Origin of the sequence: Bartonella sp. AA23NXGY (genome assembly GCF_042197165.1) — a bacterium.
Classification (GTDB): domain Bacteria; phylum Pseudomonadota; class Alphaproteobacteria; order Rhizobiales; family Rhizobiaceae; genus Bartonella.
On sequence record NZ_JBHIRO010000099.1, the window covers coordinates 1 to 722 of the forward strand.

General features: G+C 38.1%; 1 protein-coding gene. It reads right to left on the bottom strand.

The window, feature by feature from the left end:
• Positions 1-32 precede the first annotated feature (32 nt).
• A partial coding sequence (locus tag ACFINY_RS09865; protein WP_375701079.1) for an ABC transporter substrate-binding protein occupies positions 33-722 on the bottom strand: 690 nt, incomplete at its 5' end.

Genomic DNA, 722 nt, shown 5'->3' on the forward strand with positions numbered 1-722 from the left:
TGTTTTTTATATTTTATAAACTTGATACCTTCTTATTTTTCAATTGCACTATAAAAAATACGTGGTGCACTATTCCAAACCCATTTTTTGACATCAGGTGTCATCGCTACAGAAACATATGTCTGATAGATAAAAGCATAAGGCCCTTTCTGCATAAAATCACGTTGTAAATCAGCATACATTTGCGCCCGTTTTTTGGGATCTTTTTGAAACAATGCATCTTGAACCTTTTGATTCATAGTTTCATCCAAATACCCATGGCACCAACTCGCATAGCCTGTATTTTTAGCCTCAAGCCGATTATCTGGATTATAAATAAGACGTGAAGCCATTGTATGAGGATCCGCAGAATCATTATTCCATCCGAAAAAAATTGTATCAAAAGTACGTGCAGATAGTTTTGAAAATAACTGCGTGCCTACGAAGCGTTCAATTTTAAAACGTACCCCTACCTTTTTTGCATTGTCTTGGAGAGACTGAGCAATAGGCAAAGCAAAAGGATAAGGAGAGGCACCGGCAAAAATACTGGCCTCAAAACCATCCGGATAACCTGCCTCTGTTAAAAGTTGCTTTGCTTTTTGGAGATCAAGTTTAAAGGGTTGTCCCTCTTTTTCATCCAAAGCTCCAAGATTACCAAGAGGAATAAAACTTGCACGTGGAATACCAACATCTTTGAGAAGAGTCTTACCGAGTCCTTCATAGTCAATAAGATAGCGCATCGC